Source organism: Vibrio sp. 14G-20, assembly GCF_026241515.1.
Classification (GTDB): Bacteria; Pseudomonadota; Gammaproteobacteria; order Enterobacterales; family Vibrionaceae; genus Vibrio.
Map to the genome: position 1 here is coordinate 53317 of NZ_JAPHPW010000013.1, position 6078 is coordinate 59394.

Consider the following 6078-nt stretch of genomic DNA (forward strand, 5'->3'; position numbering starts at 1 on the left):
AGGAACGTGGGAATTACCGTTTTTGACCACCAACGGCTCGCCAACACATGTCAAAGCTATCGCTGATGTACTTGGCTAATTGATCTGGTGGTAACTCATTCTGCTCAATCAACCAGTTTGCACAAATCAAAAAGTGGCTGTGGATGAAGTGCCTAACAAGATTGATGTCTAACACCATCAACTCACAGGCTTCTTGTCCTTTCAAAACGATTTCATCTAGCGATGCGAACATCTGTGAGACGATAACTTCTCGAGTTTGAGTCGTCGGATCGAAATGAACATTGGTGAAGAACTTCATCGCAACTGGATTTTCTAACGCCCACTCAAGCCCTGTGATCCACATGAACTTTAATGCTTGATAGCGATCTTGTTCAGAGACATCTGTGTGTTTCGCCAGCGTCGAGAATAGCTCAAGTTTCAGTTCGCGAAATAGTTCATCAAGTAACAGCGACTTATTCTCGAAGTGGTGAAACAGTGTCGCTTTCGCTACGCCTGCCGTTTTCGCTATTTGTCCGGTAGATGTGCCCTCTAACCCTTGTTGAGAGAAGAGAAGGAGCGCAGCATCTAAGATTTTTTGTCTTTTCGTAATCATCTATTAAGTACTTTGAACAGAAGCTTTTTAATTGGGTTGTTGTAAGGAGGGTGCATTAACTTGGTGAAGTTAATTTTTCCTCTACTTAGAACGGTTTTGGCATGGCTAAAGGTCTTGAAGCCTTCAATGCCGTGGTAGTGTCCCATGCCTGAAGGGCCAATGCCACCGAACGGCGCATCTTCTGCAGCCACGTGTACTAGAGAGTCGTTAATACAAACACCGCCAGAATGCGTGTTCGATAAGAACTGATCTTGGATCTGTTTATCATGACTCATCAGGTACAGAGCAAGTGGACGTTCTCTGGTTGTGATGTAGTTAGTCGCTTCTTCAATAGAATCATAAGGTACGATAGGCAGAACAGGGCCAAACAACTCTTCTTGCATCGCGATCATGTCGTCGTTCACTTCGGTGAGAAGGTGCGGCGTCATTCTGTGGTTTACATCGTCCTGTGCTTGCTCGGTTACCGTGTGAATAACCGCGCCTTTAGATTGAGCATCTGCAATTACACCCTTCAAACGATTGTATTGGCGCATATCGATCACTGAGGTTAAATCTTTGCTCTCGATACCGTCTTTATATAGCTTGTGGAAGTAACGCTTATAAGCCGTAATGAATGCATCGACTTTTTCTCGTGGTAATAGGATGTAATCGGGAGCTACACAAATCTGACCTGCGTTTAAGCTTTTTGCAAACAGGATGCGTTCAACAGCGTCAGCCACATCAAAGTCAGGGGCGATAATCGTTGGAGACTTGCCGCCTAATTCCAAAGTGACAGGCGTTAAGTTGTCGGCTGCCGCTCTCATTACGTGCTTACCCACAGAGGTCGAGCCGGTAAATAGGATATGGTCAAACGGCAGTTGGCTAAATTTAGCAGAAACGTCAGCTTCGCCTTCGATAATTGCGACCTGATCTTCATTAAAGCCTTCAGCCAGCATGGCTTTTAAAACACGGTTGGTCGCAGGAGTAAACTCAGACATCTTGAGCATCGCAGTGTTACCCGCCGCTAACGCCGTGATCAGAGGCCCTAAAGAGAGCATGACAGGAAAGTTCCAAGGCACAATGATGCCGATAACGCCAACAGGTTGATAATGCACAGTTATCTTAGCCGGTGTTAGCATCAAACCTGCTTTACGGCGCGATGGCTTTAACCATTTCTTAAGATTCTTATCACTGTAATTAATTTGGTGAAGAGAAGGGGTAATATCAGCGATCAAGCTATCGTGTTTTGCGCGATGACCATAATCTTCAGACACTGCGTTAATCAATTGCTCTTGGTTGCGTATTAGTAATGCTTTTAAGGTGGAGAGATTTTTTCTTCTCTGCTCAAGCGTAGGATTAACATTATTGCGGTAGTGATCTTTTTGTCGGTTGAAGATCTGATCCATGTCGTTAATGCTCGACGGGTTTGGTTCAAAGTCTAGATTATGGCTCATAGTATCTCCTAAATTCGAAGGCTGACCGATTGGTTGGTCAGTTAAATCTACGCGAAGATTTCGACGTTTACAAGAGATGAACGGAAAAAGCTCAATATTTGAGCGGTCACAACGTTGAAGCGAGCGGTTTTTAGTTGGAAAAACGAGGTACTAATGGGTACAGAATCATAGGGTATATGCAGTGTTGGTGATAATGGGAGCTCTGACTGAGAAGTGCTGATATTTGTCATGACCTTGACTTAACCTCACTTATTTTTCGAAAAACTTGATGTATAACTAGCATTTTTTGCACCTAAATTTTTGTGGGAAAGTGCTTGAGTTGTGATGCATTTCAGCCTGTTTTCTAGCCTAAAACCTTGTAATTCCTTACTTGTCACTTTAAGTCGGATCGTCGATAAAAAAATGTAATCGTAACCACAAATATCAATGGTTGGACTCACTCTTAATAATATCGGTTAATGCAGCCAACAAATCGTTTTTGAGCGTTTTTTGTTGGGTTATACCTCGCTATTCCAAAGAGGTATCTTCTGTCGATGGCCCTATAGTGTGAGGTCTCTAGAATTGGAAAATTCGGTTAATTTGGAACGCATCCGTGCTGAGTATAATGTAAAGCACTGGAGCCAAGGTTTTTATGGAATTGATGATAACGGCGAGGTGTATGTTTCACCGAGCGAAACCGATCATCAAGTTCCGCTTAGTCAGATCGTAAAACAGTTAGAGCAGCGAAATATTGGTTTGCCTGCTCTTGTGCGTTTTCCTCAAATAGTGCATCAACGTGTGCACAATATCTGTAACGCATTTAACCAAGCGATCGACGAATATCAGTACGACAACCGTTACCTGCTTGTTTACCCGATTAAAGTGAACCAGCAGAAAGAAGTGGTTGATGAGATCTTAGCGAGCCAAGCTCAATTAGAGCAGAAGCAATTGGGCCTAGAAGCGGGTAGCAAGCCTGAACTATTAGCGGTATTGGCGCTGGCTCAAAAAGCGAGCTCGGTGATTGTGTGTAATGGTTACAAAGACAGAGAATACATCCGTCTTGCGCTGATTGGCGAAAAGCTAGGTCATAAAGTATTTATCGTTCTAGAGAAGCTATCAGAACTTGATCTTGTTCTTTCTGAAGCGAAAGCGCTTGGCGTGAAACCTCGTTTAGGTTTGCGTATTCGTCTTGCTTCTCAAGGTGCAGGTAAATGGCAAGCAAGTGGTGGCGAAAAGTCGAAGTTTGGATTGTCTGCATCACAAGTATTGACCGTTATTGAACGTTTAAAAGCAGAAGACCAACTCGATGTTCTCGAGTTAGTGCATTTCCATCTTGGCTCACAAATGGCCAATATTCGTGATGTGCGAAATGGCGTGAGTGAAGCGGCGCGTTTCTATTGTGAACTGCGCGATATCGGGGCTCAATCGAAGTACCTCGATGTGGGTGGCGGTTTGGCGGTTGATTACGACGGCACACGCAGCCAGTCTTCAAACTCAATGAACTACGGCTTGCTTGAGTACGCTCGAAACATTGTGATGACAGTCGGGGACATTTGTAAGCTCTACAATCAGCCACAACCTGTGATTATTTCGGAATCTGGTCGTTCGTTGACTGCGCATCACGCTGTGCTTGTGACTAATGTGATCGGTACAGAAAGCTATTTTCCGGAAGATATGGCGGCTCCAGAAGCTGACGCACCAATGTTGCTACACAACATGTGGAAGAATTTCTTAGAACTAGATGCAGGCAACGATGACCGAGCGTTGATCGAGATCTATAACGACACTCAGAGTGATATCGCAGAAGCGCACAACCAGTTTGCAACAGGCATGCTGAATCTTCAGCACCGTGCTTGGGCAGAGCAGATGTCTTTGCGTATTAACTACGAACTTAGCTCTCGTATGAGCACTAAGAACCGTTACCACCGTCCTATTTTGGATGAGCTGAGCGAGCGTTTAGCCGACAAGTTCTTTGTTAACTTCTCGTTGTTCCAATCGTTGCCAGATGCTTGGGGTATCGATCAGGTATTCCCTGTGTTGCCTCTAAGTGGTTTGGATAATGCGGACGAGCGACGCGCTGTTGTATTGGATATCACCTGTGATTCTGACGGTACGATTGATCAGTACGTTGACGGTCAAGGTATTGAAACGACTCTGCCAGTTCCTGCATGGAACCCAGATGAACCATACCTGATGGGCTTTTTCTTAGTAGGCGCATACCAAGAGATCTTGGGTGATATGCATAACCTATTTGGTGATACCCACAGTGTCGTGGTGAATGTTGATGAAAGTGGTCAAGCGAATATCGACTACATCAATGAAGGCGATACGGTTGAAGACATGATGCGTTATGTTCACATCGATACGGATCTGATTCGTCAGAACTACAAAGATTTGGTCACGGCGAAAGTACCAGATCAAGAGCAACAAAGCGTACTTGAAGAGTTAGAGCAAGGCTTGATGGGTTATACCTATCTTGAGGATTTTTAATGAACGATCTATTTACTAAACCAGATTACTCGCTGTACTCCAATGCAATGACGTTTATGCGTCGTCCATTGGTGCAAAATCCAATCGACAATGATGCTGATGTGGTTGTGCTGGGCGCGCCGTTAGATATGGCTACGTCGGGTCGACCGGGGGCTCGTATGGGGCCTGATGCGATTCGTCGTGCGTCGGTGAACTTGGCGTGGGAAGGCAAAAAATTCCCTTGGGACTTCAATGTATTTGAACATACTTCAGTGATCGATGCTGGCGACCTTGTGTTTGATTGTGGTGATGCAGAAGACCTAACTCAACGTTTGGAAGCGGCGGCTGATGCGATTCTAAACAGTGGTAAAACTCTGTTAGGTTTAGGTGGCGATCACTTCATTACACTGCCTTTACTTAGAGCATACGGCAAGAAGTACGGTGAGATGGCTTTGATTCACTTCGACGCGCACACTGACACTTACAGTCAGGGCAGTCGTTACGATCACGGCACTATGTTCTACCATGCGCCAAATGAAGGTTTAATTTCGCCTGAACATTCAGTGCAAATTGGTATTCGTACAGAGTACAAGCAGGAAGGCCACGGCTTTAACGTTATTAACGCGATGCAAGCGAACGACATGAGCGTGGACGAGATCATTGCTCAAGTGAAAGGCATTGTCGGTGATAAGCCAGTTTACCTAACGTTTGATATCGATTGTCTGGATCCTGCTTTTGCCCCAGGTACAGGTACTCCGGTATGCGGCGGTTTGAATTCAGATAAAGTTTTGAAAATCATCCGAGGCCTGCAAGGCATCAATATGGTTGGTATGGACGTTGTAGAAGTTTCTCCAGCGTATGACCAAAGCGAGATTACAGCATTAGCTGGTGCGACGATTGCTCTCGAGCTGCTTTACGTTTGGACGGCGAATCGCTTAACAAAATGACACTAGTGGTTAGTTGTATTGGTTAGCTAACCGAACGTGTCACCTATTTATTCAGAAGCCCATCAGGTTGAACTTGATGGGCTTTTTGTTTTTAAGAGAACTAAAATCAAAGGTTTAGGGCTGTGAAAATCGTCTTGCCGTTTCCGTGAACTAATGTGCCGATAGCTACGTAACATACAAGCTATAGCATGGCTTTTGAGCGAAAATTCATCACCTTGATCTTGAGTAATGTCTCAAAGCTGGGACTTACCTCGCTTTACTAACGATGGATAGCTCACCTCAACTAATACCCTGTATTCGTTAATGATTTATCAATTTGATTACTGTATATATTTATAAAATGAAAAGGTGCAATTACATTGTGAAATCACTTGTATATTAATCGGCATCCTACTAACTTTTAGCTAGTCTTTTTAAGCTTTCAAAGAAAGCTTAAATATTAGAAAAGACGTCTCTTAGCACAGACATGGCATTTTTTATGGGGAAGACTAGGCTTAAGAGTAAGTAAACTATAATAAAACAGGTGAAATACATCTCTCCAAGGGTGGTTTGGACATAAGAACGAATTGTCATTGAAAAGAGCTAAGTATGAGTTTGATTAAAACCTGAAATTGCTATTACAAATAATTTTCACAGCTCTGAAGAACAGTGCTTTGTG

At 43.9% G+C, this 6078-nt stretch carries 4 protein-coding genes; 2 read left to right on the plus strand and 2 right to left on the minus strand.

All coding sequences use genetic code 11. The features are described 5' to 3' along the window. Positions 1-13: 13 nt before the first annotated feature. Together OQJ75_RS13430 and OQJ75_RS13435 are read right to left on the minus strand one after the other, a co-directional pair. Positions 14-592 carry a TetR/AcrR family transcriptional regulator gene (locus OQJ75_RS13430; protein WP_265973824.1) on the minus strand — a complete coding sequence of 193 codons (579 nt, stop codon included), beginning with the start codon at positions 590-592 and terminating at the stop codon, positions 14-16. Beyond that, on the minus strand, positions 589-2025 hold the full coding sequence (locus OQJ75_RS13435) for a coniferyl aldehyde dehydrogenase (protein WP_265973823.1): 1437 nt from the start codon (positions 2023-2025) through the stop codon (positions 589-591). Before OQJ75_RS13435 ends, OQJ75_RS13430 begins: the two co-directional genes overlap by 4 nt. A gap of 561 nt (positions 2026-2586) precedes the next feature. On the opposite strand from OQJ75_RS13435, the gene speA reads away from it, so the two are divergent. Both speA and speB read left to right on the plus strand, forming a co-directional pair. Continuing rightward, positions 2587-4494 (plus strand): arginine decarboxylase, encoded by a 1908-nt coding sequence (gene speA / locus OQJ75_RS13440; RefSeq protein ID WP_265973822.1) that lies wholly within the window; start codon positions 2587-2589, stop codon positions 4492-4494. Then, positions 4494-5420 (plus strand): agmatinase, encoded by a 927-nt coding sequence (speB, locus tag OQJ75_RS13445; protein ID WP_009846513.1) that lies wholly within the window; start codon positions 4494-4496, stop codon positions 5418-5420. The genes speA and speB overlap by 1 nt, the downstream gene beginning before the upstream one ends. Positions 5421-6078: the final 658 nt, after the last annotated feature.

Excerpts from the sequence above, each read along its gene's own strand:
- OQJ75_RS13435 (WP_265973823.1), bottom strand. The coding sequence starts at position 2,025 with ATGAGCCATAATCTAGACTTTGAACCAAACCCGTCGAGCATTAACGAC.
- speB (WP_009846513.1), top strand. The coding sequence starts at position 4,494 with ATGAACGATCTATTTACTAAACCAGATTACTCGCTGTACTCCAATGCA.
- OQJ75_RS13430 (WP_265973824.1), bottom strand. The coding sequence starts at position 592 with ATGATTACGAAAAGACAAAAAATCTTAGATGCTGCGCTCCTTCTCTTC.